Source organism: Xanthomonas sp. NCPPB 2632 (assembly GCF_041228075.2).
In the GTDB taxonomy this organism is placed as follows: domain Bacteria; phylum Pseudomonadota; class Gammaproteobacteria; order Xanthomonadales; family Rhodanobacteraceae; genus Luteibacter.
In genome coordinates this window covers 1,932,629-1,957,725 of sequence record NZ_CM192979.1, presented here as the reverse complement: position 1 = coordinate 1,957,725, position 25,097 = coordinate 1,932,629, and the positions used below count along the sequence as shown (strand labels likewise).

Sequence of the window (25,097 nt, the reverse complement as noted above, 5' to 3'; positions counted from 1 at the left end):
CGAGCGAGCGAGAAAATACCGATGGCTCAACGACACCGCTCGCCCGGCCCGGGTAAGCATGTCGCTGGCCAAAGGTCTCGCCGGGCGTGCAGCGTACTCTCCTACGCTGCTGCCGTTCGCGCCATGGGGCCGAGGCCACCAAGTGTGTTGACGCGAACTCTCCTGGGTACGGAGATGGCTACTCCCCAATGACTTCGGGCCGAATCCTACCACGCCCCGCAGCCACCCCCAACCCCACCGCCGTAGGAGCCCACGATGTGGGCGAAAAAACCAGATCGCCTCACCCCTCCCCCATCAAACCCGCGTCCCGATCACATCCTCGATCGTCCACCCACCCGGCGCCCGCCCCGCCATCCACGCCGCCGCTTCCAGCGCCCCACGCGCGAAGATCGACCGATCCGTCGCCCGGTGCGCGAGCTCGATACGCTCGCCGTGCCCCATCAGCAGCGCCTGGTGCTCGCCCACGATGTCGCCGCCACGCACCACCGCGAACCCGATCGTGCCGGCGCGACGCGCACCCGGGCGCCCCTCGCGCGTATAGACGGCCAATTCGTCCAGCGTGGCGCCGCGACCGGCGGCCGCGGCATGACCGAGCGCCAGCGCCGTACCGGACGGTGCGTCTTCCTTGCGGTTGTGGTGCGCCTCGACGATGTCCAGGTCCCACCCGGGCAAGGCCGCCGCGGCCTCGCGCAGCAGGCGCGTCAGCACCGCCACGCCCAGGCTGAAGTTGGCCGCATGCAGCACGGCGATGCGCTCCATGGCACGGACCAGTCGCTCGCTGAGGGCCGGCCCGAGGCCGGTACTGCCGGTGACCAGCGAGGCGCCGCTCGCCTCGCAATAGTCCAGCGCGGCGGCCAGGCCTTCCGGGCCACTGAAGTCGACCACCACGTCGATATCGGCGGCGTCGGTCCAGTCGCTGAAACGCAGGGCGGAGACGTCGCCGTAGGCGGCCTTGCCCAGGCGCGGCGAAGCCGACGACACCACCGCCCTGACCGCGTCGAAACGCGCGTCCTCGCGTACCAGGCCGAGCAAGGCGGAGCCCATGCGGCCGGAGGCGCCGCTGATGGCGAGACGGACAGGTCGGGTCATGGCACGGCACCTTGGGATAAACGGACGGCCATGCTAGTGGATGGCCGTCCGGCTTACGAGGTGACCTTCGACCAGAAATCCTTGACGCCATCGATGAAGGTGGTGGAACGCGGCGTGTGCTTGGCCGCTTCCTCGCCGACGAACGTGGCTTCGAGCTGCGTGAGCAGTTCGCGCTGTTCCTTGGTCAGGCGCACCGGCGTCTCCACCACCACGGTGCAGACCAGGTCGCCCGTGCGTCCGCCACGAACCGATTTCACGCCGCGGCCGCGCATGCGGAACTGGTGCCCCGTCTGGGTCTCCGGTGGCACGCTGACTGCGATCTCGCCTTCCAGCGTCGGCACCATCAGCTCGGTGCCCAGCGCGGCCTGCGCGAAGCGGATCGGCACCTCGCAGTAAAGGTCGCTGCCGTCGCGCTGGAAGATGGCGTGCTCGCGCACCCGTACTTCCACGTACAGGTCGCCGGCCGGCGAACCGGCGGGCCCGGCTTCGCCCTGGCCGGTCAGGCGGATGCGGTCGCCGTTGTCGACGCCCGCCGGAATCTGCACGGAAAGCGCGCGCAGTTCTTCCAGCCGCCCTTCGCCGTGGCACTTCTTGCAGGGCTTGTCGATCTTCTGGCCGGTACCGTGGCAGGTCGGGCAGGCCTGCTGGATGGAGAAGATGCCGTTCTGCATGCGCACGCGGCCATGGCCGGCGCAGGTACCGCACTTGGATACCTTGCCGTCTTCCGAGCCGGTGCCGTTGCAGTGGTGGCAATTGACCTGGGTGGGGATCTCGATCTTCTTCTCGACGCCGAACACGGCTTCCTCGAGGTCCAGATCCATCATGTAGCGTAGGTCGGCACCGCGGCGCGCGCGCTGGCGGCCACCGCCACCACCGAAGATGTCGCCGAAGATGTCACCGAAGATATCGCCGACGTCGCCGAAGCCGCCACCGCCTCCGCCGCCACGACCGAAGCCACCGCCCTCGAAGGCGGCATGGCCGTACTGATCGTACGCGGCGCGCTTCTGCGCATCCGACAGCACGTCGTAGGCTTCCTTGGCTTCCTTGAATTTGTCGATCGCCGCCGGGTCGTCCGGATTGCGGTCGGGGTGGTACTTCATCGCGACGCGACGAAAGGTCGTCTTGAGTTCGCCGTCAGTGACGGTGCGTTCGACACCGAGGATTTCGTAGTAGTCGCGCTTGCTCATAGGATTGTCAGTCAGCCGCTTCGCGGCGTGTAAGTCGGCGGCATAGCCGCCTGTGAAGCGTTAGGTTCGCAAACCTTCGAATGTCGCCGTGCCACAAATAAAGTCGCGCGGCCCCGTCGGGACCGCGCGATTCTACTCACTCTTTACGCGACAGGCTTCACGAACGATTACTTCTTTTCGTCCTTGACCTCGGTGAACTCGGCGTCCACCACGTCGTCCGGCTGGGCCGAACCGCCGCCCGGCGCGGACTGCTGCGCGGTGTCCTGCGTGCCACCCGACGACTGCGCCGCGGCGGCCAGGGCCTGCGCGACCTGCTCGAGGTTGGCGATCTTCGACTCGATGACGTCCTTGTCCTCGCCCGACAGCGCCTTCTCCAGCTCGGAGACCGCGCCGTCGATGCTGGCCAGCTGCTCGGCCGGAATCTTGCCGCCGTGCTCCTTCAGCTGGCTGCGCGTGGCGTGGACGAGCTGGTCGCCCTTGTTGCGCACCTGCACCAGGTCGTGGAACTTGCGGTCTTCTTCGCGGTTGGCTTCCGCGTCGGCGACCATGCGTGCCACTTCCTCGTCGGAAAGGCCCGAGCCGGCCTTGATCTCGATCTTCTGTTCCTTGCCGGTGTCCTTGTCCTTGGCGGACACGTGCAGGATGCCGTTCGCGTCGATATCGAAGGTGACCTCGATCTGCGGCGTGCCGCGCGGCGCCGAGCGGATGCCGGAAAGATCGAACTTGCCCAGCGACTTGTTCGCGTTGGCCCGCTCGCGCTCGCCCTGCAGCACGTGCACGGTCACGGCGTTCTGGTTGTCCTCGGCGGTGGAGAAGGTCTGCGAGGCCTTGGTCGGCACCGTGGTGTTCTTCTCGATCAGCTTGGTCATCACGCCGCCCATGGTCTCGATACCGAGCGACAGCGGGGTGACGTCGAGCAGCAGCACGTCCTTGACGGTACCGCCCAGCACGCCGCCCTGGATGGCGGCGCCCACGGCGACGGCCTCATCCGGGTTGACGTCCTTGCGCGCTTCCTTGCCGAAGAAGTCCTTCACGGCTTCCTGGACCTTGGGCATGCGGGTCTGGCCGCCGACGAGGATCACTTCGTTGATGTCGGAGACGCGCAGGCCGGCATCGTTGAGCGCGGTGCGGCAGGGCTCGATCGTGCCCTTGACCAGGTCTTCCACCAGCGACTCGAGCTTGGCGCGGGTCAGCTTGATGTTGAGATGCTTCGGGCCCGAGGCGTCGGCCGTGACGTACGGCAGGTTGACGTCGGTCTGGTGCGCGGACGAGAGCTCGATCTTGGCGCGCTCGGCGGCGTCCTTCAGGCGCTGCAGGGCGAGCTGGTCCTGGCGCAGGTCGATGCCCTGCTCCTTCTTGAACTCTTCCACGAGGTAGTCGATGACGCGGTTGTCGAAGTCTTCGCCACCCAGGAACGTGTTGCCGTTGGTGGAGAGCACTTCGAACTGCTTCTCGCCGTCGACGTTGGCGATCTCGATGATGGACACGTCGAACGTGCCGCCGCCCAGGTCGTACACGGCGATCTTGCGGTCGACCGTGGACGTCTTGTCCAGGCCATAGGCCAGTGCGGCCGCGGTCGGCTCGTTGATGATGCGCTTGACGTCGAGGCCGGCGATCTTGCCCGCGTCCTTCGTGGCCTGGCGCTGGCTGTCGTTGAAGTAGGCCGGCACGGTGATGACGGCCTCGGTGACGGCCTCGCCCAGGAAGTCCTCGGCGGTCTTCTTCATCTTCATGAGGACCTTCGCGGATACTTCCTGCGGGGCCATCTTCTTGCCGTCGGCGGTCTGCACCCAGGCGTCGCCGTTGTCGTGCGCCACGATGCCGTAAGGCACCAGCTTGAGGTCCTTCTGCACTTCCGCGTCGGTGAACTTGCGGCCGATGAGGCGCTTCACCGCGTAGAAGGTGTTCTTGGGGTTGGTGACGCTCTGACGCTTGGCCGGCGCACCCACCAGGACTTCGTTGTCCTTGGTGAAGGCGACGATGGACGGCGTGGTGCGATCGCCCTCGGCGTTCTCGATGACACGCGCGGTCGACCCTTCCATCACTGCAACGCAGGAGTTGGTCGTACCGAGGTCGATGCCGATGATCTTGGCCATTGAAGTTGCTCCGTTATATCTAAGCGGCCCCCGCGGCCGCGACTGGTGTGGAAAATGGGGGTAACCCCCATCGATTCAATATCTTCGGTATCAGTTATCGCGAACCACGGCGACCAGCGCCGGGCGCAGCAGGCGATCGTTCAGCACGAACCCCTTCTGCACGACGGCCACCACCGTGTTGGGCGCATGCTCGTTCGACTCGACCGAGCTGATCGCCTGGTGGTGCTCCGGGTTGAACGGCTGGTGCAGCGGATCGACCACCGACAGGCCGTTGGCCTGGGTCACCTTTTCCAGCTGCTTGAGCGACATCTCCAGCCCCTCGCGCAGCGTCTTCGCATCGGCCGACTGGTTGGCCAGGCCGAGCGAGATGCCGTCGTACACCGGCAGCAGGTCGCCCAGCAGCTTCTCGTTGGCGAAGCGGCGCGCCTGGTCGAGGTCGCGCTGCATGCGCCGGCGCTGGTTCTCGATCTCCGCCTTTTCGCGCAGGACCGTCTCGCGGGCCTGCGCCAGCTCGACTTCCATCGCGGAAAGCTGGGCGTTCAGCGCATCGAGCTCGGCCTGTGCGCCGTTCTCGGCGACACCGCCGTCCTGCGCCGGATCGGGCGCGTGGGGATCGTTGTTCTGCATGTTTACTCCAAATGTCAGCTCACCGGCCCCGCCGCAAAGCGGGGCCGAACATTCGCGGGAATGACCAAACCCGCCTCCCGTGCCGGTTTATGAGGTCGCCGCGGCGCGATTCAAGGCGTCACTGAGCAGCGCGGCCGTGGCTTGTACCACGGGAATGACCCGCTCGTAAGCCATGCGGGTCGGTCCGATGACGCCGATGGCGCCCAGCATGCGGCCGGGCGTGCCGTAGGTGGCGGTGACGATGCTGCAGCCGTCCAGGGCCGAGAAGCCGGATTCCTCGCCGATGAAAAGGCGCACGCCGGGCGCCTGGACACACATTTCCATCAGCTGGAGCAGATCGCGCTTCTGCTGGAAGGCGTCGAAGAGGTCGCGCAGCCGCTCGATGTCGGCCAGCTCCGAGTAGCCCATGAGGTTGGTCTGCCCGCTGACCAGCACGTCGTCGGTGTCGTCCACCGGGGTGAACGAGGCCGTGGCCAGTTCCACCACGCCGGACAGCAGGCGGTTCAGCTCGCCGCCGGCCTCGCGCAGCTCGGTGGCCAGGTGGGCCCGGATGTCGGCCAGGCGGAACCCGACGAACTGCGCATTGAGGTAGTTGGCCGCCTGCTCCAGCTCGGAGGCGTCCAGCGGCTTGGCCAGCTGGACCACCCGGTTCTGCACCTGGTTGTCCGAGAACACCAGGATCACCAGGACGCGCGCGTCGGGCAGGCTGACGAAATCGATGTGGCGCAGCGGGAAGTCGCCCTGCCGCGGCACCGTGACCACCCCGGCGAACCGGGTCATCGCGGAAAGCAGGTTGGACACGTTGCCCAGCAGGTCGCGGGTGGTGGTCTGGTGCGGCGGCAGGCCGCCCTGCAGGCGGGCCATCTCGTCGCGCGGCAGCGGTTTGAGCTCCAGCAGGCTGTCGACGAACAGGCGCAGGCCGCGCGGCGTGGGGATGCGCCCCGCCGAGGTGTGGGGCGATGCCACCAGCCCGGCCTCTTCCAGGTCCGCCATGATGTTGCGGATGGTGGCCGGGCTGACTTCCAGGCCGGACGACCGCGCCAGCGTGCGTGAGCCGACCGGCTCCCCGTCGGACAGGTATTGCGAGATGAGGGTCCGCAGCAGCCGGCGCGCGCGAGCATCGATGTCGTGACCGGAGAACGGATTCATGCGCCTGGCTGGTGTGGGAAAGGGGGTGGAACGTGGCGCTATCAATAAGGTCTCGCCGCGTCGCTTGCAAGTCTCGGCTTCTGCGACGCGCCTGCCGCTACAATCGGCGCGATTCCCTTCGCCGCCCGGTCGCCATGCTCACCTCGCTCTACGTCCGCCAGTTCGCCGTCGTCGAAGAAGCCGAGATCGCCTTCGGTCCCGGCCTCACCGTGGTCAGCGGCGAAACCGGCGCGGGCAAGTCCCTGCTGGTCGACGCCCTTACCCTGCTGGCCGGTGCCCGCGCCGACAGCGGCATGGTCCGCGCCGGCAGTGACCGCGCCGAACTGGCCGCCGAGTTCGACCTGGCCGGCCTGCCCGAGGCCACCGAGTGGCTGCGCCAGGAGGAACTGGACGACGGCGAGACCTGCCAGCTGCGCCGCGTGATCCGCACCGAGGGCAGCTCCCGCGGCTGGATCAACGGCCGTCCGGCCAGCCTGGCGCAGATGTCCGCGCTGGCCTCGCGGATCGTGGAGATCCACGGCCAGCACGAGCACCAGGCGCTGCTCTCGCGCCAGCACCAGATGGCCCTGCTGGATGCCTACGCGGGCAACGAGGCCCGCCTGGCCAGCGTGCGCGACACCGCGAAGGCCTGGCGCGACGCCGTGGCCCGCATCCGCACGCTGTCCGGCGGCGACGACCGCGAACGCCAGATCGAACTGCTGGCCCACGAGCTGGAAGAACTGGACCGCTGGGCCCTGGCGCCGGCCGCGCTGGACGACCTGGAAGCCCAGCACCGCCGCCTCGCCAACGCCGGCCGGCTGGCCGAGGGCGCCAACGGCGTGGTCGAGATCCTCGATGGCGAAAGCGAGTTCGCGGTCGGTCGCGCCCTGCTCCGCGCCCATGCCGAGGTCTCCCGGCTGGCCGAACTGGACGCCTCGCTGGTGCCCACGCTCGAATTGCTCGACAGCGCGCAGATCCAGGTCGGCGAAGCCGTCGACGGCCTCGGCCGCTACGCCCAGGATGTGGAACTCGACCCGGAACGCCTGGCCGAGGTGGATACCCACCTCACCCATCTGCACGACCTGGCCCGCCGCTATCGCCTGCCGATCGAGGAACTCACGGCCAAGGCCGAGGAAATCCGCGAGCGCCTGGCCGAGCTGGAAGGCGCCGGCGACGCGCTGGACCGCCTGGCCCACGAGCGCGACCGCCTGCGCACCGCCTGGGACACCGCCGCCACGGCACTGTCCGACGCCCGCGGTGAAGCCGCCGGCCGGCTGGGAGGCACGGTCGCCACGCTGATGGGCGAGCTGGGCATGGGCGGCGGTCGCCTGGTGGTGTCGCTTGAGCCGGCCGAGGGCGACGAGCCCGATCCGCAGGGCCGCGAGCGCTGCGAGCTGCTGGTCAGCGCCAATCCCGGCCAGCCGCCGCGCCCGCTGCGCAAGGTGGCCTCGGGCGGCGAACTGGCCCGCATCAGCCTGGCGATCGAGGTCGCCACGCTGGGCAACGACACCATCGGTTGCATGATCTTCGACGAAGTGGACACCGGCATCGGCGGCGCGGTGGCCGAGGTGGTCGGCCAGAAGCTGCGTGCCCTGGGCGAAAACGTGCAGGTGCTGTGCGTGACCCACCTGCCTCAGGTAGCCGCCCAGGGCCATGCCCACCTTCGCGTGGCAAAGGAAAGCGACGGCGACTCCACCCGCACGCGCATCCATGCCCTGGACGCCGGTGGCCGCCGCGACGAGCTCTCGCGCATGCTGGGTGGGGTGGAGATCACCAGGGAAACCCGTGCCGCGGCGAAGAAGATGCTGGACCGCGCGCAGGGCTGACCGCGGCGCGTCGGGCGCGGACCGATCAGGCGCGGATCAGGCCGCGCTCCTGCGCCATGCGGTAGAGATCCAGCTCCGAGCCCGCGTTGAGCTTGTTCATCACCGCGGCGCGATGGATATAGATCGTCTTCTGCCCGATGCCAAGCTCCGCCGCCACCTGCTTCGGCGCGCGCCCGGCCGCCAGCAGGAGGAAGACTTCGCGCTCGCGGGCGGTCAGCCGACTGAACGGGTCCAGGTCGGCCGAGGGCCTGCCCGAGCGCCGCTGACGCAGGTCCGAGCTGAGGTATTGCTCGCCACTGAGCACCGAGCGCACCGCGGCCACCAGTTCCTCCGGTGCCACTCCCTTGGTCACGTACCCGCGCGCGCCACGGCGAAGCGCCTCGGACACGTAGGGCTCGCCGTCGTGCATGCTCAGCACCACGATCTTCATCGCCGGCGCGATGCTGGCCAGGTGTTCGATCAGCGGCAGGCCGCTGCCGTCCGGCAGGGACAGGTCCACCGCCACCAGGTCGGGGCGATGCTGGGTCACGGCATCCACGGCCTCGTCGGCGTTGCGGGCTTCGGCGACGACATCCAGATCGGGTTCGAGCTCGATGAGCCGCTTGAAACCCTCACGAACGATGGCGTGGTCATCTACAAGAGCGATTCTTGGCATGGGCAGAATGTAACAGGCAAACCCGACGCGTGCGTATGGGCGACGCCGGGCGTCGGGCAACCGCATCCGCCGTGTAACATTCCGCCATGCGATTACACGCACCTTCCCGATTCATCGGTCCCCTGATCGCGCTCGCCTACGCGGCGGCGTGGATCATGCTCTGGCCGACCGAACAACCCTACTGGGTGCTGCCCTTCGGCCTGCGCTTCGGCGCGCTGCTGCTCACCCGTACCCGCAACTGGTTCTGGATACTCCCCGCGGAGATCGCCGGCAGCACCTTCTGCGAATGGCGCAGCGGCCTGCCGATCGGCGGCGCCGGCTTCATCATCGGCGATGCACCCGAGCCGCTGATGGTCGCCGCCTGCCTGTGGCTGCTGCGTCGCGCCCACCTGCACGCCAGCCTGGGCACCCCGGAAGACGTCGCCCGCCTGCTGCTCTCGGCCATGGTCACCGCCACGGTGGCCACCGCCGGCAACGCCGCGATGATGGCCTCCCTGCACCCGGCCGCGCCGGTCGAGATGCTCGGCACCACCTTCGGCAGCGACCTGCTGGGCAACTACCTGGGTGTGCTGCTGGTCGTCCCGGTCATGATCCTGATCTTCCGGGAGCGCCCCACGCAGGCCTCCATGGCCGAACTGCTGCTGGATGGCCTGCTGGTCATGCTGCCCTCGCTGGCCATCCTCATCACGCTGGCCGAGTACTCGCCGCAGCCGCAGTTCGCCCGGGTCCTTTCCCTCGCGCCCGTGCTGTTCTTCGCGTTCCGGCATGGCTGGCGTGGCGCCGGCCTGGCCATGCTGATCACCAGCGTGGGCCTGAACGTCACCGAGGACATGATCGGCCGCGGCGCGCCTACCGCTGCGGCCCACCTGTTCCTGGCCGTGGCCGGCACCGGCACGCTCATGCTCGGCGCCGCCACCGATGCCCTGCGCCGCAGCAGCGAGCGCGTGGCCCAGCAGAACACCCACCTGGCCGCGGCCAACCAGCGCCTGGACCAGCTGGCCCGCCAGTTGCGCGACGCGGCCCGAGGCAACCTGCAGGCGGAAGAAAACCTGCGCCGCCACATGGCCGCCGAGCTGCATGACGAACTGGGCCAGAACCTCACCGCCATCCAGACCCACCTCAAGCTGGCTCAGGCCCGACTGGGCAACGCAGGCATGGAAGACATCGGGCGCTCGATCAACGGCATCCTGGGCCACATGCGCAAGGCGCTGCACAAGATGCTCGACAGCCTGCGCCCGTCGGTGCTGGACGAATTCGGACTGCTGCGCGCGCTGGACGAGGGCCCCATCCGCGACATGCTCACCGCCGCCGGCATCCACTACGTAACGGACCTGCGCGGCGAGCCTCGGCTGCTCGACGAAGACACCCTCACGGCGATCTACCGAGTGGTGCAGGAAAGCGCAACCAATGTCGTGCGCCACTCCGGCGCCAGTCGCCTGGCCCTGCGGCTGCGCATCGGGCTGCGCGACCACGGCCCGGTCGCCATCCTGGATATCCGCGACGACGGCACGGGACTGCCCGCCACGCCCAAGCCGGCACGCACGGACGGCGGTGGGCGCGGCCTGCAAGGCATGAGCGACCGGATCACCGCGCTCGGTGGCCTGTTCCGCATCCGTCCCGAACCGGTCGGATTGCACCTTCGCGTGCTGCTTCGCAGCACAAGTATCGGAATGGACATAGGAAATTTTCCGATATCACGTCAGTGAACACTTCGTTACGATCCCATTATCGATGTGGGGGAGCTGCCGTCGAGAGACGGTAAGCCCAGGTCGGTCGTGGGGACGATCGACCTGAAGAGGCGACAGGATGTCAGCCTCGCCGGTTCGAAGTGGATAAGCGCCAACCCAGCGAGCAACTCGCGGTTGACGTGCTACGACGAAGCGGATCAAGCCGCCGGTGGACAGGAGTCCGCCGGCGGCGTTTTTATGGGCGCTCGCTTTTCGCCGCGCCCCCCTCACGCCGCCCTGCCCCGTCCGCTCCTACATGGTTTGATCGTACCGGCACGTTTTCGGTAAGGCGTTGCTTCGGCATCGTTTCATGCCATGAAGAAAAGGTGATCGGGCACCGACTCGCCGGCTTGTCCGTCCGGTCCGACTTTTGATCGTTCCAATTCGTAACATTTACCGAACCGTGCCGCGTGTTCGCTGCTAGCTTCAGCCCACGCTTTCAGGGCCGCGACAGGCCATCGCACGACGCGCCATCCATCCTGTCCGCCCGGCACGCACGTCGATGCAAGGCGCGCTCCGCTTCTTGACGGTTATGCCCGAACGCCTGCGACCACGCAGGCGCTGGACGGGTCATGCCGCGAGAAAGCGAAACGCCCCACGCACGTCTATCGAGGAGTTCCTCATGCGGCAAGTCAACCTTGATCGGAGGCCAAAGATGTCCAAACAGAGCAGCCAGAAGTTCATCGCGCGAAACCGGGCTCCGCGGGTGCAGATCGAATACGACGTCGAGCTGTACGGTGCGCAGAAGAAGGTGCAGATACCGTTCGTCATGGGCGTGCTGTCGGACCTGTCCGGCGCCAACGCCGGCGACCTTCCCCCCGTGGAAGAGCGCAAGGCGCTCGAGATCGACGTCGATAACTTCGACAGCCGCCTGCAGGCGATGAAGCCGCGTGTGGCCTTCTCGGTACCCAACACGCTGACCGGCGAAGGCAGCCTGGAAATCGACCTCACCTTCGAAAGCCTGGACGACTTCTCCCCCGCCGCCGTGGCACGCAAGGTCGATGCCGTGGCGCAGTTGCTGCAGGCACGCACGCAGCTGGCCAACCTGGGCACCTACCTGGATGGCAAGGCGAGCGCCGAGAAGCTGATCGCGCAGGCGATCCGCGACCCCGCGCTACTCAATGCGCTGGTCTCCGCCCCCAAACCCGCCACCACCGACGGCGTCCAGGAGTAATCACCATGGCGACGAACAAAGCCACCGCACAGTCCCCGGCCGTCGAGACGGCGGAATCCGACGATTTCGCGGCCCTGCTCAGCAAGGAATTCAAGCCCAAGAGCACACGCGCCAAGGAAGAAGTGGAGTCGGCGGTACGTACGCTGGCCGAGCAGGTGCTGCGCAACTCGACCATCGTTTCCGACGACGTCAACCAGACCATCGGCGCCTACGTGGCCGAGATCGACCGCAAGCTCAGCGAGCAGATCAACCAAATCATGCACCATGCGGATTTCCAGGCGCTGGAAGGCGCATGGCGCGGCCTCGGTTACCTGGTGACCAACACCGAGACCGACACGCTGCTGAAGATCCGCGTGATGAACCTGTCGAAGAAGGAACTGGCCAAGAACCTCAAGCGCTTCAAGGGCACCGCCTGGGACCAGAGCCCGGTGTTCAAGAAGATCTACGAAGAGGAATACGGCCAGCTGGGCGGCGAGCCCTATGGCTGCCTCGTGGGCGATTACTACTTCGACCACAGCCCGCAGGACGTCGACCTGCTGCGCAGCATCTCGCAGATCGCCGCGGCGGCGCACGCACCGTTCATCGCCGCGGCCGGTGCCAACCTGCTGGGCATGGAGAACTGGAGCGAACTGTCCAACCCGCGCGACCTGGCGAAGATCTTCACCACGCCCGACTACGCCGCCTGGCGTTCGCTGCGCGAGGACGACGATGCCAAGTACCTGGCCCTGACCATGCCGCGCACGCTGGCTCGCCTGCCCTACGGTGCGAAAACCGATCCCGTGGAGGAATTCGATTTCGAGGAAGACACCGACGGCGCCGATTCGTCGAAGTACACCTGGCAGAACGCGGCTTATGCGATGGCCGTCAACATCAACCGTTCTTTCAAGTCGTACGGCTGGTGCACGCGCATCCGCGGCGTGGAGTCCGGCGGCGCGGTAGAAAACCTGCCCACGCACACGTTCCCCAGCGACGACGGCGGCGTGGACATGAAGTGTCCCACCGAAATCGCCATCACCGACCGCCGCTCGGCGGAGCTGGACAAGATGGGCCTCATGCCGGTGGTGCACCGGAAGAACTCCGACATGGCCGCCTTCATCGGCGCCCAGTCGCTGGCCAAGCCGGAGGAATACGACGACCCGGGCGCCAGCGCCAATTCGCAGCTGTCCGCGCGCCTGCCGTACATGTTCGCCTGCTCGCGCTTCGCCCATTACCTGAAGTGCATCGTCCGCGACAAGATCGGCTCCTTCAGCACGCGTGAGGACATGGAAGGCTGGCTGAGCAACTGGATCGTCAACTACGTCGACGGCGACCCGGCCAACTCCAGCGAGGAAACCAAGGCACGCAAACCGCTGGCGGCGGCCAAGGTGGTCGTGGAGGAAGTCGAGGAAAACCCCGGCTACTACACCTCGAAGTTCTACCTCAAGCCGCACTACCAGCTGGAAGGGCTGACCGTCTCGCTGCGCCTGGTGTCGCGACTGCCCACGGCGACGGCCTGACCGCTTCGCCACGCCACCACCCCATCGACGCGCACGGGCACGAGCGGGCCCGGCGTGTCCATTCCCTGGAACGTAAGGAGAGTTTCGTATGGCGTACGACATGCATATCAAGTTCACCGGCGGCGACGTGACGATCGAAGGCGCCTCCAACCATGCCAAGCACAAGAACGAGGTACCCATCATCGCCTGGTCGTGGGGCGCGACCAACAGCGGCAACCTGCACACCGGTGCCGGCTACGCGGCCGGCGGCAAGGCCAACGTGCACGACATCCTGGTCACCAAGTACATCGATAACGTGTCCAACGCCCTGCTGCAGGCGTGCTGCACCGGTGCACGCGCCGACAGCGCCATCCTCTACGTAACCAACGCCACGGGCGAGCAGACCGACTTCCTCAGCATCGAACTGAGCGAGGGCGTGATGGTCACCTCGGTGTCCACCGGCGGCAGCGGCGGCGACGAGCGCCTGACGGAAAACGTGACCCTGCACTTCGGCAAGTTCAAGTACTCGTTCCAGCCGCAGGACGACAAGGGCAAGAAGCAGGGCACGAAGGATTTCACCTTCGACATGCAGAAGGTCAACAAGGCGTAAGCCGGTGCGCGGCATCGCCCTGGGGCGGTGCCGCGACACGCCCCCAGCACACCACCGAGACCACCCATGGCCGAACTGACCAACCGGGAACGGCTGCAGCCTTCGCTGCTGGACCGGCTTACCGACGAAGCGCCCTGGGAACCCAGCGAAAGCCGGGATCGACGCATCATCAGCGCCGCGCGTCTGCGCGAGTGCGTCACCCGCGATATCTCCTGGCTGCTCAACTGCACCTCGCACTGGTCGGAAGAGGCCCTGGAGGGCAACGAGCACGTGCACGGCTCCGTCCTCAACTACGGCATTCCCGACCTTGCCGGCATGGCCCTCACCGGCATCGATGCCGGTGAACTGGAGCAACGCATCCGCCAGGCGATCCTGCATTTCGAGCCGCGGCTGACCGGCGGCACCCTTTCCGTCCACGTCGGCGTGGACACCCAGCGCATGGACAACCGCGCATTGACCTTCGACATCCAGTCGCAGATGTGGGCCCAGCCGATGCCACTGAACCTCTACCTGAAAACCGAGCTGGACCTGGACACCGGCGAGTTCCGTGTCGGCGAGCAGGTGGGCTGAGCCATGGACCCCAGCCTGCTGCGCTACTACAACCGCGAGTTGCAGCACATCCGCGAGATGGGCGGGGAATTCGCGCGCGAGTACCCGAAGATCGCCGGCCGGCTGGGCATGGACGGCGTGGAATGCGCCGATCCGTATGTGGAGCGACTGCTGGAAGGTTTCGCCTTCCTCGCCGCGCGCGTGCAGCTGAAGATCGACGCGCAGCACCCCGCATTCACCCAGCACCTGCTGGACATGCTTTATCCCCAGTTCCTCTCGCCGGTGCCGTCGATGGCGGTGGTGCAGTTGCAGCCGGACGACGAGCAGAGCCTGCCGCCCGAAGGCCATCGCGTGCCGCGACACACGGCGCTGCACAGCCTGATCGGTTTCGGCGATCGCACCGCGTGCGAATACCGCACGGCGCACGCGGTGGAACTGTGGCCTTTGCGGCTGACAGAGGCACGTTACTTCGAGACCCCCGCAGCCATGGCGGCGGCGGGACTCGACCCGCCTGCCGGACAACCCGCCCGCGCCGCCATCCGCCTGTCGCTTGCCACCACCGGCGGTGCCGAGACGCGGATGCTGGCCCTGGACCGGCTGCCGGTGTTCCTGCGCGGCGCGGACGGCCTGCCCCGCTTGCTCTACGAGCAGATGCTCGGCAACGCCACCGGTTACTCGGTGCTCGCACGCCACGGCGACGAGCGGATCGATGTCGCGATGGATGCCTCGCATATCCAGCCGATGGGCTTCGACGACGACGAGGCGCTGCTGCCGGTGAACGGGCGCGCGTTCAGCGGCTATCGGCTGCTGCAGGAGTATTTCGCCTGTCCGGAGCGCTTGCTGTTCGTCGCGTTCACCGGCCTGAAGAAGGCGCTGGCGCGGGTCGCATCGCAACGCTTCGACATCGTGGTCTGGCTGGATCGTGGCATCGATCGCCTGCGCGGCGCCGTGGTGGCCGACAACTTCCGCCTGTTCTGCACGCCGGCCATCAACCTGTTCCCGCGCCGCGCCGACCGCCTGCACCTGCGCGCGGGCCTGAGCGAATACCACGTGCTCAGCGACCGCACGCGTCCGATGGACTTCGAGGTGCACAGCGTCGGCCAGGTGGAGGGCTTCGGCGATGCGCAGGAACCGGAGCAGCGCTTCGAACCCTTCTACGGCAGCACCTCGCGTACCTGGCACGCCGGCCAGGCGGCGTTCTACACGCTGCGCCGCGAGCCGCGCGTGCTGTCGTCGCGGCAGAAGAAGGAAGGGCCGCGGTCGAGCTATGTCGGCACCGAGGCCTTCCTGTCGCTGGTCGACGGCAACGACGCCCCCTACGCCACCAGCCTGCGCCAGCTCGGCATGCAGCTATGGTGCACCAACCGCGACCTGCCGCTGCACATGCCGGTGGGCAAGTCGCGAACCGATTTCACGCTCGACACCGACGCCCCGGTGGCGGCGATCCGCTGCGTCGCCGGCCCGACCCGGCCGCGCGCCTCCATCGCCGGCGACGCCACCGCCTGGCGGCTCATCAGCCACCTCCAGCTGAACTACCTGTCCCTGCTGGATGCGGATGCCGGTGGCGGCGCCGCGGCCCTGCGCGAGATGCTGGGCATGTACCACGACCCGTTCGACGTCATCGCACGACGCCAGGTGGAGGGTCTGCGCGAGGTCGCCGCGCGGCAGGTGGTGCGACGCATCCCCGTGCCCGGCCCGATCGTCTACGGCCGTGGTCTGGAGGTGACGCTGACCTGCGAGGACGCCGCCTTCGAGGGCACCGGCAGCTTCCTGTTCGCCTCGGTGATGCAGCATTTCCTGGCCCGATACGTGTCGCTCAACGCGTTCACCGAAACGGTGCTGCGCACGCTCGAGCGTGGTGAAGTGGCCCGCTGGCCCGCCGTGCTCGGCAAGCGGACGGTATCGTGAACGCCGCGCTCTACGACGCCCTGCGCGAGCGCCCCGAGGATTTCGAATTCTTCGACGCGTTGCGCCGCCTGGAGTGTGCCCACCCCGACCTGCCGCGACTGTCGCGCTCGTCGCGCGCCGCCGAAGATCCGGTTCGCCTCTTCCACACGCCGGCGCTGGCGTTTCCGCCACGGTCGCTGGATCGCTTCGAGCATGACGACGGCGCCAGCCCGGCGCGGCTGCACAGCTTCGTGCTCGGCCTGTTCGGGCCCCAGGCGCCCCTGCCGCTGCACCTGACCGAATACGCCCTGGAGCGGCAGCGGCATGCCGGCGACGGCACGCTCACCGCGTTCGCCGACATGTTCCACCACCGGATGCTCAGCCTGTTCTACCGCGCCTGGGCCGACGCGCAGCCGACGGTGCACATGGATCGTCCCGGGGAAGACCGCTTCGCCGGCTACGTCGGCGCGCTGGTCGGCATCGCCACGCCGCACCTGGCTTCGCGCGATGCGTTGCCGGACAACTACCGACGCCACTTCGCCGGGCGCCTGGCCCACCAGGCGCGCAACGCCGAGGGCCTGCGCGCCTTCCTCGAGGGCTTCTTCGGCGTGGATGCCGCGGTGGAGGAATTCGTCGGCGAGTGGATGCCGCTGCCCGACGATGCGCGCATCGCCATGGGCGTGGGCATGGCCGTGCTCGGCCAGACCGCGGTGATCGGCGCGTTCGTGCGCGGCGCGCAGCAGCGTTTCCGCGTACGGCTGGGGCCGCTGGACCGCGCGCACTTCGATCGTTTCCTGCCCGGCGGCGAAGCGCTCGACCAGCTCACCGCCGCGGTGCGGACCTATGCTGGCGACGAGCATACGTGGGACGTGCAGCTGGTACTGAAGAAAGACGACGTGCCGCTGACCCACATGGGCCGGTCGGGGCGTCTTGGCCTGTCGTCCTGGATCGGACGGTATCGCGCGCCCCGCGACGCCGACCAGGTCGTGCTGCGGACGGTCCGCTGAGATGCGCCGCGCTCCCTTCCCCTATCTTCGACCCGAGGCTTGACCCGTATGGCACAGATCGGCCGCACCGCCCTGTTCGGCAAGCTCAATGCCGTCGCCTACCGCGGCATCGAAAGCGCCACCGTGTTCTGCAAGCTGCGCGGCAACCCCTATGTCGAGCTGGTGCACTGGATCCACCAGCTGCTGCAGTTGCAGGACTCCGACCTGCATCGCATCGTGCGCCACTTCGGCCTGGACCCGTCGCGCATCGCCGCCGACGTGACCCACATGCTGGAAGGACTGCCACGCGGTGCCAGCGCGATCACCGACCTCGCGGGCGACCTGGAAGAAGCGGTGGAGCGTGGCTGGGTGCACGCCACGCTGATGTTCGGCGACACCCAGGTGCGCACCGGCTACGTGCTGGTCGGCATGCTGCGCACGCGCCACCTGCAACGGGCGCTCACCGCCGTATCGGGCGAGTTCGAGCGGGTGGGCGCCGAGGCACTGAGCGATGGTTTCGCCAGCATCGTGGCGGGATCGCCCGAGGAAGGCCTGGCGGCGACCGACGGCTTCCGCGTGGACGCGGCGGCGCCGGGCGAAGCCAGCGGCGCGCTACCGGCATCCGCCGGCAAGCAGGACGCCCTGGCCCGGTTCACCGTGGACCTGACCGCACAGGCCCGTGACGGCAAGCTGGACCCCATCGTGGGACGCGACAACGAGATCCGCCAGGTCGTCGACATCCTGATGCGGCGACGGCAGAACAATCCCATGCTGGTGGGCGAGGCCGGCGTCGGCAAGACCGCCGTCGTCGAGGGCTTCGCCCTGCGCATCGCGGCCGGCGACGTACCGCCGCCGCTGGCCGACGTGCAGCTGCGCACGCTGGACGTCGGCCTGTTGCAGGCCGGCGCCAGCATGAAGGGCGAGTTCGAGAACCGGCTGCGCCAGGTGATCGACGAGGTGCAGGCCTCGCCGTTGCCGGTGGTGCTGTTCATCGACGAGGCGCACACGCTGGTGGGTGCCGGCGGCGCGGCGGGCACGGGCGATGCGGCCAACCTGCTCAAGCCGGCACTGGCGCGCGGCAACCTGCGCACCATCGGCGCCACCACCTGGGCCGAGTACAAGCAGCACATCGAAAAGGACCCCGCACTGACCCGCCGCTTCCAGACCGTGCAGGTGGACGAGCCCTCGGAAGAGCGCAGCCTGCAGATGCTGCGTGGCCTGGCCGGCGCCATGGAGCGGCACCATCGCGTGCAGGTGCTGGACGAGGCGCTGGAAGCCGCCGTGCGCCTGTCGCGCCGCTACATTCCCGCCCGGCAGCTGCCGGACAAGGCGATCAGCGTGCTCGACACCGCCTGCGCCCGCGTCGCGGTCAGCCAGCATGCGGTGCCTCCCGCCGTCGACGACGCGCGCAAGCGGATCGAGGCCCTGGACACCGAGCGCCGAATCGTCGAGCGCGAAGGCGCGGTCGGCGTGGACATCGACGCCCGCCTTGCGCGCGTCGATGCGAGCCTGGCCGAACAGCGCGAGCGCCTGGTCACCCTGGAGCAGGACTGGTCGGCCGAGCGCGACCTGGTCGATCGCATCCTCGCCCTGCGCGCCACCCTGCGCGGGCAGCCCGGCGACGCCACGCCGGTGTCCACGGCATCGGCGGACGAGACCGCCGCCACGCGTGCCGAACTGGCCGCGTTGCAAGAAGATCTGTCTACCCGGCAGGGCGAAGCGCCGCTGATCCTGCCCGGCGTCGATCACCAGGCCGTGGCCGCGATCGTCGCCGACTGGACCGGTGTCCCACTCGGACGCATGGTCCGCAGCGAGCTGGAAACGGTGATGAACCTGGACGACCTGATGGCGCGCCGCGTCGTCGGCCAGGACCACGCGATGGCCACGATCGCGCGGCGCGTGCAGACCTCGCGGGCCGGGCTGGACGACCCCGGCAAGCCGATCGGCGTGTTCCTGCTGGCCGGCACGTCCGGCGTCGGCAAGACCGAGACGGCGCTGGCCCTGGCCGAAACGCTTTACGGCGGCGAGCACAACCTCATCACCATCAACATGAGCGAGTTCCAGGAAGCGCACACGGTTTCCACGCTCAAGGGTGCGCCCCCCGGCTACGTGGGCTACGGCCAGGGCGGCGTGCTGACCGAGGCGGTGCGGCGCAAGCCGTATTCGGTGCTGCTGCTGGACGAGGTGGAAAAGGCCCACCCGGACGTCCACGAGATCTTCTTCCAGGTGTTCGACAAGGGCGTGATGGAGGACGGCGAAGGGCGGCGCATCGATTTCCGCAACACGCTGATCCTGCTGACCACCAACGCCGGCACCGCGCAGATCGAGCGCCTGTGTGCCGACCCGTCGCGACGCCCCGATCCCGCGGCCATGGCCACAGCCCTGCGCGCGCCGCTGCTCGAGGTGTTCCCGGCAGCGTTGCTGGGCCGGCTGGTGGTGGTGCCCTACTACCCGCTGGACGCGACCGTGCTGGCCACCATCGTGCGCCTGCAACTGGATCGCATCGCGCGGCGGATCGACGAGCGCTACCAGGTGCCGTTCCGTTACGACGACGCGGTGGTGGCCACCGTCGTGGATCGCTGCACCGAGAGCGAATCCGGTGGTCGCATGATCGACGCCATCCTGACTCATACGATGCTGCCGGACATCAGCCGCGAGCTACTGCGCCGGCTGATCGACGGTACCCCAGCCGGGGCCGTGCACGTCCATCGCGACGAGGCCGGCTTCCGTTACACCTTCGATGCTCCCCTGCCTGTCGAGGAACTGCGCCGTGCCGGTTGACTCCTACTCCCTGCCCCGACTCTCCTTCACCTACGACCAGTGGATGCGTGACACCTCGCGCACGCTGCACGTTCGCAGCGCGGAACTGAAAGCACTGGACATCCTGGTCGACGCGTACCTGAAGACGCCCTCGCCCAACAACCTGCAATACCTGCGCCGGGCGCTCGCCACGTGGAAGGCCAAGCACGGCCCGGGCGACGCCTGGCGCACGTCGAGCCGCAACGCCAGGTTGTACGGATTCACCAAGCTGGATGCGGAACTGCGCGGCGTCGGCGACAGCGACCGGGCTTTCGGCCAGCCGGACTTCATGTCCGAGGGCATGAGCAACGCCCGGCTGGGCATCCTGTACCTGTTCGCCAACATGCGCTGCGACGACGGCTATTTCAGCATCGCCACGAACGGCATCCTCGACCTGACCGGCGCCTCGCTCGACTTTGCCGGTGAGCAGGTGGAGAACGCCGCCATCGGCCAGGCGAAGACGGGCCTCGACCTGGCCAAGGACACGATCACGAGCGGTGCGAAACGCGTCGACGAATGGTCGCGCGCGCGCAAGGAAGCCCGGCGCAAGGTCACCTCCAACCAGTTGCTGGGCACGTCGCCGCCCGCCGCCGGCAACGGCGCCACGCGCGCCGCGCAGCAACAGGTCAGCGACAGCCTGCAGCAGGCCGCCACGCAGGTGGCCCGCTCCATCGCCTTGCAGACCGGCGAGAACGAAAGCACCGGCCCGGAGGAATCGCGGCTGTCGGCCAACCTGTGGGAGCAATCCCCCGGCGCGCTGCGCATGCTGTGCGACTACCTGGGCGGCAAGTACCTGGAGAACGCCATGCCTTTCATCAGCGGCGGCATGGCCACGGTCAACGGACTGATCAACGCGGTGCGCGCCGGCACCACGCGTTACATCGAGTATTCGCACGGCAAGAGCGTCAACATCCTGCCCGGCCATCCCAGCACCATCGTGCGCGAGATTCGCCATGCGATGGACATCAACGTGTGCGCGGGCATGTACCAGACCCTGAAGGGCGGCGCGCAGCTGGCCGTGGAGGGCGTGACCGCCGGCGCGGCCAGCCCGATCTCCAGCCTGGTGTTCTCGCTGGTGGAAGCCATCGTCAGTACTACCTGGAAGGTGCACGACCTGCATCGCATGCGACGGTTCTTCGACGAAGCCGAACGCCAGTACACCATGCGCCAGCAGACCCGGGCGTTGCACACGCGCCCGATCGCCTTCAACGCGTGGTATCGCAAGTACGCGGTGGGCACGCCGGCTATCTCGGTGCTGGCCCTCACCAGCGGGCTGTGCGGCGACAAGATGCGCTTCCTGCAGATGTACACCAACGGCGAACAGATCAACCAGAGCGCGTTCGACGCCGGCGTGCGCTACGTGGACGAGTTGAAGGCATGGGGCGGTCATTACCTGGACGAGGTGGGCTACGCGTTCTCCAGCAACGACCCGCTCACCCAGGGCGTCCTCACGCCCGCGCATGCGCATCCGGAGACCGAGGGCTTTTTCCAGAAACGCGTGCTGGGTTCGGCGCAGGCGTTCATGGGTGGCTGATCCCATGTCCTATCGTGCCCGCAACAGCGCCATGGCCCGGCTGCAGCAGGCCATCGGCGCGCACCGTGCCGGCAACCTGGAGGCGGCGGAGCGGATGTACCGGCCGCTGGCCGCCGTGCCCGCCACGCGTGCCGACGCCCTGCACTTCCTTGGCGTGCTGATGCACCAGCGCGGCCGCAGCGACGTCGGCGTGACCTTCCTGCGCCAGGCGCTGTCGCTGGTGCCCGGCCATGCCGACGCGCACAACAACCTGGGCAACGTGCACAAGGAATGTGGCGAGCTGGACGCCGCCGAAGCCAGCTATCGGCGCGCGGTGGCCATCGCGCCCACCCATCCGGAAGCCCTGGGCAACCTGGCCGTGGTGCTGGAAGCGCGCGGCAACGACGAGGACGCGCGCATCATGTACGACCAGTGGCGCCGCGCGCGGCCCGACGACCTGCGCGCTCACTACCTCGGCGGCCGTTTCCTCTGCACGCACGCGCAATCGCGTGACGACGTGGAAACCGCGGTCGCGGTATTCCGCGACGCGCTCACGCTGGATGCCGCGCACGGCGGCGTGCTCGAGGCGCTGGGCATGGCGCTGTACGGGCTGGGGCGGATCGACGAGGCCGCGCAGGTCTATCGCGACTGGACGGCGCGCGATCCCGAGCACCCGGTACCGCGCCACATGCTGGCCGCGTGCGGCCTGGACGACGCGCCACGGCGCGCGGACGATAAATACATACGCCACGTGTTCGACCGCTTCGCCGGCAGCTTCGACGAGCAGTTGGTCGGCAACCTGGCCTATCGTGCCCCGGAAGCGTTGCAGCAAGCCATCGCCGCGCTGGACGCGGGCAACGAACTGGATATCCTCGACGCGGGCTGCGGCACCGGCCTGTGCGGGCCGCTGCTGCGGCCGTGGGCGCGACGCCTGACCGGCATCGACCTGTCGCCGGCCATGATCGCGCAGGCGACACGCCGCGACTGCTACGACCAGCTCCACGTGGGCGAACTCACCCGGCACCTGGACGAAGGCTCGCGCTACGACCTCATCGCCTGCGCCGACACGCTGGTCTACTTCGGCGAGCTGGACACCGTGTTCGCCGCCACCCATCGCGCGCTGCGCCAGGCCGGTGTGTTCGCCTTCACGCTCGAGGCGCTGCACGACGCCGCCACGCCGCACCGGCTCACGCCCAGCGGACGCTACAGCCACACGGCCACCTACGTCACCCACGCCCTGCAGACGGCCGGTTTCGACCGTGTGCGCGTGCGTCCCGACACGCTGCGCCGCGAAGCCGGTCACGGCGTGGAAGGCTGGGTGGTCACGGCACGGCGCCTGTCAACCGGAGGCTCCTGATGACCCATGCGATCAAACTCACCTCGTCGCTCGGCGATGCGCTGCTGTTCGCCAACCTCTCGGCCACCGAGTCGCTGGGGCGACTGTTCTCCTACCAGCTGGAGGCGATCAGCAAGAACGTGGCGATCGACCTGCGCACGCTGCTCGGCAAGCCGATGACGGTGACCCTGACCACACCGCAGGGCTATGTGCGTTACTTCAACGGCATCGTGGCCGAGGCCGAGCAATCCGGCTTCCTGATGGTCGACAACGTGCGCTACGCGGTCTACAAGGTGCTGCTGGTGCCCAAGCCGTGGCTGCTGCGGCAGACGCGCGACTGCCGCATCTACAAGAACATGACCGTGCCGCAGATCGTCCGCTCGGTGCTGGCCGAGTTCGGCTACGGCGACGTGAAGCTCAGCCTCAGCGGCAGCTATCCCGCGCGCGACTATTGCGTGCAGTACCGCGAAAGCTACTTCGATTTCATCAGCCGGCTGATGGAACAGGAAGGCATCTACTACTACTTCACCCACACCCGTAGCACGCACACCATGGTGCTGTCCGATGCGCTCGGTGCCCACCGCACGGTGCCCACCTTCGAGAAGATTCCCTATGCGCCGCCCACCGAGCGTGGCCACCGGGTCAAGGCGTCCATCAGCGACTGGCAGCTGGCCAACACGGTCAATCCCACCCGCGTACGACTGGACGACTACGATTACCTGCGTCCCCGCGCATCGCTGGCCGCGAACGAGGAAGTGACCGACCACGCCGACGCGCACACGATCGGCCAGCTCGATGTCTACGACTACCCCTATGCCACCCAGGGCTACGAGCAGCAGGTCAAGGACGGCAAGCGCTATGCGCAGGTGCGGGTGGATGCGCTGGGCGTGCGCCAGGCCACGTCGTCCGGTACGACGGACGCCTGCGGCGTGGCCACCGGCGCGCTGTTCACGCTGAAGGATTTCCCGGTCGCCGAGGCCAACCGCGAATACCTGGTGACGGAAACGACGATCCGCCTGGTCGAGGTGGACTACCAGGCCGGCGGCGGCGATCCGGACCAGGACGAGGAGCCGTTCTCGTGCCGGTTCCGGGTGATCGCCGGCAAGCAGCCGTTCCGCACGCTGCCGACCACGCCGCACCCGGTGATCGCCGGGTTGCAGACGGCCGTGGTGTACGGGCCGAAGTCCGAAGACATCGCCGTGGACAAGTACGGCCGCGTGCAGGTCACCTTCTTCTGGAATCTCCCCGGCAAACCCAAGGCCGACCAGTCCTGCCCCGTGCGCGTGGCATCCACCTGGGCGGGAAAACGCTGGGGCGCCGTGCAGATTCCGCGCGTCGGCCAGGAGGTGGTGGTGAGCTTCCTCGAGGGCAACCCGGACCGGCCCCTCATCATCGGCAGCGTCTACAACGCCGACAACATGCCGCCCTACGACCTGCCCGCCGAGAAGACGCGCAGCGGCGTGAAGAGCCGCAGCGATCCTGGCGGCCCGGCCGACTACAACGAGATCCGCTTCGAGGACAAGGCGGGCAGCGAGGAAATCCTGCTGCACGCGCAACAGGACCTGCGCGAGGAAGCCGAGCGCGACCACGCGGTGGACACGCGCCGCGATTACCGCGTGGAGGCCGGCCGGCAGATCGAGCTGGTCACCGGCAGTTCCCGGCTGGTGATGAAGAGCACGGGCGAGATCGAGATCGTCGGCCTGCGCCTCAGCCTGACCGGACAGGTCGCCGTGGACGTGGATGCGGGCGCCAATTGCCGCATCCAGGCCAAGGGCGCCATGGAAGTCATGGCCAACACCATGCTGACGCTCAAGGGCATGCCGCTGGTGATCAACGGCACCCCGGTACTCATCACCGGCACGCCCGTGCTCGTCAACGGCGTGCCACCCATGCCGATGCCGGTGCCGGTATGACGACGGGCGCGTCATGACCACGATCGAACAGGCCGCCACGAGCATGGACGTATCGCCGACGGCCGGCGCGCATCTGGCCGGCGTGCGTTCGCCGCGCGCGGCCGTGGGCGCGCTGCTGGACGCGGGCCATGCCGAGGATGCGCTGAAGCTGCACGCCCGCCTGGTGGCGCCGCTGTATCTGGTGGCCTGGCTGTGCGAATGCGCGCGACGGCAGCCGCTGGACGACGCGGACGAGTGTGGCCGCCAGCTGGCCGAGGCGTGGCTGCGCGAACCGGACGAGACCCGTCGCGAGGTGGCGCTGGCCTTCGCCATGGACCATCGGTGCGCCAGCCTGGGCGCCTGGTATGCCGCGACCGCCGCCTGGGCCGCCACCGCCGACACACGGATACAGGCGGCCCACGCCGCCGTCGCCACCGTCACCCTGCTGTCGGCCCGTGCGCCGGAAGGCTTCGCCGTTGCGCGCGATGCCTTCGTGCGCAACGCGCTCGGCTTGCTGGACACCTTCGAGTCATCCCCATGA

19 protein-coding genes and 1 riboswitch are annotated in these 25,097 nt (G+C 68.2%); of the genes, 13 read left to right on the top strand and 6 right to left on the bottom strand.

The genetic code is table 11. The features are described from left to right. Positions 1-5 precede the first annotated feature (5 nt). Positions 6-199, bottom strand: a riboswitch (yybP-ykoY riboswitch). 95 nt (positions 200-294) lie between these two features. The 5 genes from dapB to hrcA form a co-directional block, all read right to left on the bottom strand. Beyond that, on the bottom strand, positions 295-1,089 hold the full coding sequence (gene dapB, locus AB8808_RS08895) for a 4-hydroxy-tetrahydrodipicolinate reductase (RefSeq protein WP_369928601.1): 795 nt from the start codon (positions 1,087-1,089) through the stop codon (positions 295-297). Positions 1,090-1,142: 53 nt separating this feature from the next. Beyond that, complete coding sequence (gene dnaJ / locus AB8808_RS08890) at positions 1,143-2,276, bottom strand: molecular chaperone DnaJ (protein ID WP_369928599.1); 1,134 nt, start codon at positions 2,274-2,276, stop codon at positions 1,143-1,145. 167 nt (positions 2,277-2,443) lie between these two features. Continuing rightward, positions 2,444-4,372: a molecular chaperone DnaK gene (gene dnaK / locus AB8808_RS08885; RefSeq protein ID WP_369928597.1), complete on the bottom strand. Its 1,929-nt coding sequence runs from the start codon at positions 4,370-4,372 to the stop codon at positions 2,444-2,446. A gap of 90 nt (positions 4,373-4,462) precedes the next feature. Beyond that, positions 4,463-4,999: a nucleotide exchange factor GrpE gene (gene grpE / locus AB8808_RS08880; RefSeq protein ID WP_369928595.1), complete on the bottom strand. Its 537-nt coding sequence runs from the start codon at positions 4,997-4,999 to the stop codon at positions 4,463-4,465. A gap of 87 nt (positions 5,000-5,086) precedes the next feature. Continuing rightward, positions 5,087-6,148 carry a heat-inducible transcriptional repressor HrcA gene (gene hrcA, locus AB8808_RS08875; protein WP_369928593.1) on the bottom strand — a complete coding sequence of 354 codons (1,062 nt, stop codon included), beginning with the start codon at positions 6,146-6,148 and terminating at the stop codon, positions 5,087-5,089. Between the two features lie 134 nt (positions 6,149-6,282). On the opposite strand from hrcA, the gene recN reads away from it, so the two are divergent. Next, positions 6,283-7,953, top strand: coding sequence for a DNA repair protein RecN (recN, locus tag AB8808_RS08870; RefSeq protein ID WP_369928591.1), 1,671 nt, complete (start codon positions 6,283-6,285; stop codon positions 7,951-7,953). A 25-nt stretch (positions 7,954-7,978) separates the two neighbouring features. Here recN and AB8808_RS08865 read toward each other — a convergent pair whose 3' ends face one another. Next, on the bottom strand, positions 7,979-8,608 hold the full coding sequence (locus AB8808_RS08865) for a response regulator (protein WP_369928589.1): 630 nt from the start codon (positions 8,606-8,608) through the stop codon (positions 7,979-7,981). Between the two features lie 155 nt (positions 8,609-8,763). On the opposite strand from AB8808_RS08865, the gene AB8808_RS08860 reads away from it, so the two are divergent. The 12 genes from AB8808_RS08860 to AB8808_RS08805 all read left to right on the top strand — a co-directional run bounded on the left by AB8808_RS08860 (position 8,764) and on the right by AB8808_RS08805 (position 25,097). After that, on the top strand, positions 8,764-10,314 hold the full coding sequence (locus AB8808_RS08860) for an MASE1 domain-containing sensor histidine kinase (protein ID WP_369928587.1): 1,551 nt from the start codon (positions 8,764-8,766) through the stop codon (positions 10,312-10,314). Positions 10,315-10,990: 676 nt separating this feature from the next. Continuing rightward, positions 10,991-11,509 (top strand): type VI secretion system contractile sheath small subunit, encoded by a 519-nt coding sequence (gene tssB, locus AB8808_RS08855; RefSeq protein ID WP_369928585.1) that lies wholly within the window; start codon positions 10,991-10,993, stop codon positions 11,507-11,509. Positions 11,510-11,514: 5 nt separating this feature from the next. Then, on the top strand, positions 11,515-13,005 hold the full coding sequence (gene tssC / locus AB8808_RS08850) for a type VI secretion system contractile sheath large subunit (protein ID WP_369928582.1): 1,491 nt from the start codon (positions 11,515-11,517) through the stop codon (positions 13,003-13,005). Positions 13,006-13,093: 88 nt separating this feature from the next. Further along, positions 13,094-13,594: an Hcp family type VI secretion system effector gene (locus AB8808_RS08845; protein ID WP_369928580.1), complete on the top strand. Its 501-nt coding sequence runs from the start codon at positions 13,094-13,096 to the stop codon at positions 13,592-13,594. 66 nt (positions 13,595-13,660) lie between these two features. Next, the gene (gene tssE / locus AB8808_RS08840) at positions 13,661-14,164 is read left to right on the top strand and encodes a type VI secretion system baseplate subunit TssE (protein ID WP_369928578.1); all 504 of its coding nucleotides are present in this window, start codon (positions 13,661-13,663) and stop codon (positions 14,162-14,164) included. A 3-nt stretch (positions 14,165-14,167) separates the two neighbouring features. Further along, positions 14,168-16,051: a type VI secretion system baseplate subunit TssF gene (tssF, locus tag AB8808_RS08835; protein WP_369928576.1), complete on the top strand. Its 1,884-nt coding sequence runs from the start codon at positions 14,168-14,170 to the stop codon at positions 16,049-16,051. Continuing rightward, positions 16,015-17,037: a type VI secretion system baseplate subunit TssG gene (tssG, locus tag AB8808_RS08830; RefSeq protein ID WP_369931355.1), complete on the top strand. Its 1,023-nt coding sequence runs from the start codon at positions 16,015-16,017 to the stop codon at positions 17,035-17,037. The genes tssF and tssG overlap by 37 nt, the downstream gene beginning before the upstream one ends. Positions 17,038-17,085: 48 nt before the next feature. Further along, on the top strand, positions 17,086-19,797 hold the full coding sequence (tssH, locus tag AB8808_RS08825) for a type VI secretion system ATPase TssH (protein WP_369928574.1): 2,712 nt from the start codon (positions 17,086-17,088) through the stop codon (positions 19,795-19,797). After that, a complete protein-coding gene (locus tag AB8808_RS08820) occupies positions 19,787-21,349 on the top strand; it encodes a hypothetical protein (RefSeq protein ID WP_369928572.1) in 1,563 nt (520 codons plus the stop codon). The genes tssH and AB8808_RS08820 overlap by 11 nt, the downstream gene beginning before the upstream one ends. Positions 21,350-21,353: 4 nt before the next feature. Continuing rightward, positions 21,354-22,685: a tetratricopeptide repeat protein gene (locus AB8808_RS08815; RefSeq protein ID WP_369928570.1), complete on the top strand. Its 1,332-nt coding sequence runs from the start codon at positions 21,354-21,356 to the stop codon at positions 22,683-22,685. Next, positions 22,685-24,577 (top strand): type VI secretion system tip protein TssI/VgrG, encoded by a 1,893-nt coding sequence (tssI, locus tag AB8808_RS08810; protein ID WP_369928568.1) that lies wholly within the window; start codon positions 22,685-22,687, stop codon positions 24,575-24,577. Before AB8808_RS08815 ends, tssI begins: the two co-directional genes overlap by 1 nt. A gap of 13 nt (positions 24,578-24,590) precedes the next feature. Further along, a complete protein-coding gene (locus tag AB8808_RS08805; RefSeq protein ID WP_369928566.1) occupies positions 24,591-25,097 on the top strand; it encodes a DUF6931 family protein in 507 nt (168 codons plus the stop codon).

Coding starts and splice junctions, on each gene's coding strand:
- grpE (WP_369928595.1), bottom strand. CDS start 4,999: ATGCAGAACAACGATCCCCACGCGCCCGATCCGGCGCAGGACGGCGGT.
- tssC (WP_369928582.1), top strand. CDS start 11,515: ATGGCGACGAACAAAGCCACCGCACAGTCCCCGGCCGTCGAGACGGCG.
- dnaJ (WP_369928599.1), bottom strand. CDS start 2,276: ATGAGCAAGCGCGACTACTACGAAATCCTCGGTGTCGAACGCACCGTC.
- AB8808_RS08860 (WP_369928587.1), top strand. CDS start 8,764: ATGCTCTGGCCGACCGAACAACCCTACTGGGTGCTGCCCTTCGGCCTG.
- AB8808_RS08845 (WP_369928580.1), top strand. CDS start 13,094: ATGGCGTACGACATGCATATCAAGTTCACCGGCGGCGACGTGACGATC.
- tssB (WP_369928585.1), top strand. CDS start 10,991: ATGTCCAAACAGAGCAGCCAGAAGTTCATCGCGCGAAACCGGGCTCCG.
- AB8808_RS08865 (WP_369928589.1), bottom strand. CDS start 8,608: ATGCCAAGAATCGCTCTTGTAGATGACCACGCCATCGTTCGTGAGGGT.
- AB8808_RS08815 (WP_369928570.1), top strand. CDS start 21,354: ATGTCCTATCGTGCCCGCAACAGCGCCATGGCCCGGCTGCAGCAGGCC.
- dnaK (WP_369928597.1), bottom strand. CDS start 4,372: ATGGCCAAGATCATCGGCATCGACCTCGGTACGACCAACTCCTGCGTT.
- tssE (WP_369928578.1), top strand. CDS start 13,661: ATGGCCGAACTGACCAACCGGGAACGGCTGCAGCCTTCGCTGCTGGAC.
- tssF (WP_369928576.1), top strand. CDS start 14,168: ATGGACCCCAGCCTGCTGCGCTACTACAACCGCGAGTTGCAGCACATC.
- AB8808_RS08805 (WP_369928566.1), top strand. CDS start 24,591: ATGACCACGATCGAACAGGCCGCCACGAGCATGGACGTATCGCCGACG.
- tssI (WP_369928568.1), top strand. CDS start 22,685: ATGACCCATGCGATCAAACTCACCTCGTCGCTCGGCGATGCGCTGCTG.
- tssH (WP_369928574.1), top strand. CDS start 17,086: ATGGCACAGATCGGCCGCACCGCCCTGTTCGGCAAGCTCAATGCCGTC.
- hrcA (WP_369928593.1), bottom strand. CDS start 6,148: ATGAATCCGTTCTCCGGTCACGACATCGATGCTCGCGCGCGCCGGCTG.
- recN (WP_369928591.1), top strand. CDS start 6,283: ATGCTCACCTCGCTCTACGTCCGCCAGTTCGCCGTCGTCGAAGAAGCC.
- dapB (WP_369928601.1), bottom strand. CDS start 1,089: ATGACCCGACCTGTCCGTCTCGCCATCAGCGGCGCCTCCGGCCGCATG.